This window comes from bacterium, assembly GCA_018814885.1.
In the GTDB taxonomy this organism is placed as follows: Bacteria; Krumholzibacteriota; Krumholzibacteriia; order LZORAL124-64-63; family LZORAL124-64-63; genus JAHIYU01.
Map to the genome: position 1 here is coordinate 1 of JAHIYU010000045.1, position 2,055 is coordinate 2,055.

Below are 2,055 nucleotides of genomic sequence, written 5' to 3' on the forward strand. Positions count from 1 at the left end.
GCGACCGGGGCCTGCCGATCTCCCTGGCGCCTTACGCCTGCCGGGTCTACATGGATCCCGAACTGCGGCCGTGACCGCTACTTCGTGCAGAAACCGGCGAACGAGGCGATGCGCTTGACGATACCCTTGGCGCAGACCGGTTTGAGAGCCGCGTATTCCTCACCCGTCCCTGTTTCCGCACTCTGCAGGTAGTGATTCATGTTCTTGGCCACCGTGCAGGACACGCTCATGTGACCGGCCTCGTTCATGAAGGTCCGCAGGCCTGTGGCGTTGTCCGGCGGCACCTCCGTGTCCAGCTCCCCGTGCAGCAACAGCATGGGCAGTCGGATGCCCTGGAGGTTTGCCCGGGGATCGTAGGCCAGGAAGGATTCCAGCCAGGTCGCGTCGTGCGGACGCGGTACGACCGCGTGCAGTTCGGAGCCCTTGACGGTCACGGCGCCCAGGAAGACCAGTCCCGCCACCGGCGCGCCCTCCGCCTCGGCCAGCTTGGCCACCTCGCCCAGCAGCATGGCGCCCTCGCCGTGTCCGAGCAGGAGCACCTTGGCGGAATCCACCTCTGGGCGCGCGCGCAGCGCCCGAAGGGCGGCGTGGCCGTCCGCGGCGAGTTGCGACATGAGATCGGGGACGCCGCCGTCGAGCGGCCGCCTGTCGTAGCGCAGGGAGGCGACGCCAGCCTCGCCAAGCCCTTCCGCAATGTGGGCGAAGAGGGGGAAACCGGCGTTGGTCGCGTCGCGTCCGGCCCGGGATGGCCCGGCCAGCATCAGTACCGCCGGCGGCGCCGCGGTCTCGCCCTCGGCGGCAGCGGGCAGCACGAGGGTGCCGGCCAGCGACACGTCGCCGGAGACGAAGACGATCTCGGAGCCGGCGGAAGTCGCCGGACCCGACGCGGGGGCGCCGCCCCCCACCGCGAACATGTTCATGCCGCCGGTCTGCACACCGAAGAACGTGCCGTCCGGACGCTGGTACAGCGTGACCTCGATCGGTTCGGGCAGTTCGGCATGGGTGGCCGTCAGCAGGAAGGTCCTGACCGGCACCTCCTCGCCGCGTACGGTGACGCGGGACTTGGTCTGGCCCTGCACCCGCAGGCCGACGGCCTGCGCCCCGTTGGTGGCGTGCAGGTTGACGTCCAGGGTTTTCGGGTCCTCGCCGGCCAACCGGTCGGACAGGGGTCCCAGCGCGGGCACGATCATCTGGGGCACGTACACGGCGCTGGCCTGGATCTTCTCGACCGGGTAGGGATAGTTCTGCCCGTCCACCGCGAAGGTCATGTCCGGCTTGCCGCCGCCCTCCTTGAACTCCGTGCTGGATACGATCTCCCGCTCGGGCGTCTGGATGACTGTTCTCACGCGGATCAAGCGGGTGAGATCGCCCGTCAACTCGAGCTGCCAGCGCAGCTTGGTGGTGCCCTGCAGGACGCCGCTGCCGTGATAGCGGACGTTGCCGTCCTCGATACTGGTCTTCAGCAGCGACATCCAGCCGATGGACGCCCCTTCGGATTCCATGCTGAAGTAGACAGAGTCCTGCGCGGCCTCGCCCTCGGCTGCCGACGAGGCCGGCACCATGACGGCCGAGGCGACGACGAGCAGCGCGGCGAACAGTCTGGAACGGGACATGATTCCCTCCTTAGCAGCGAATCCGGTGGCGGACGATACCATCATAGCCAACGCCTGGCGCCGTGTCACCCGCTGGCGTGAAACGCCCGGCAGATGCTTGGCGACAACCAGCAAGAGCACTTCTCAGGCTCGATCCCGATTGAGCGACGCCAGCAGCGCCAGACCTCTCAGGGTCCAGAGCCGGTCGTGGTGCCAGGACGCCCGGCCGGCGAGCGCCGCCTGCTCGGCCAGCAACAGCGGCGCCAGACCACCGGTCAGGACCACGGGGCGGGCGCCGCACGCTGCGAGCAGGGCGCCGATGGTGCCCGCTATCCCGTGGACGCCGGTCAGATAAGCTCCCGCGGCCATGGCGCCGATCGTGTCCGGCGCGGGAACCGCGGGCGCGGGCGCCGGCGCGACGCGCGACAGACGGGCAGCCCGTCCGCCCAGGGCATCGGCGGCC

Annotated in this window: 2 protein-coding genes; both read right to left on the reverse strand. The window is 69.7% G+C overall.

The genetic code is table 11. The features are described from left to right. Positions 1–77 precede the first annotated feature (77 nt). Positions 78–1,613 (reverse strand): lysophospholipase, encoded by a 1,536-nt coding sequence (locus KJ554_02660; protein ID MBU0741239.1) that lies wholly within the window; start codon positions 1,611–1,613, stop codon positions 78–80. A 123-nt stretch (positions 1,614–1,736) separates the two neighbouring features. Beyond that, a partial coding sequence (locus KJ554_02665; protein MBU0741240.1) for a hypothetical protein occupies positions 1,737–2,055 on the reverse strand: 319 nt, incomplete at its 5' end.

Excerpts from the sequence above, each read along its gene's own strand:
- KJ554_02660 (MBU0741239.1), bottom strand. The coding sequence starts at position 1,613 with ATGTCCCGTTCCAGACTGTTCGCCGCGCTGCTCGTCGTCGCCTCGGCC.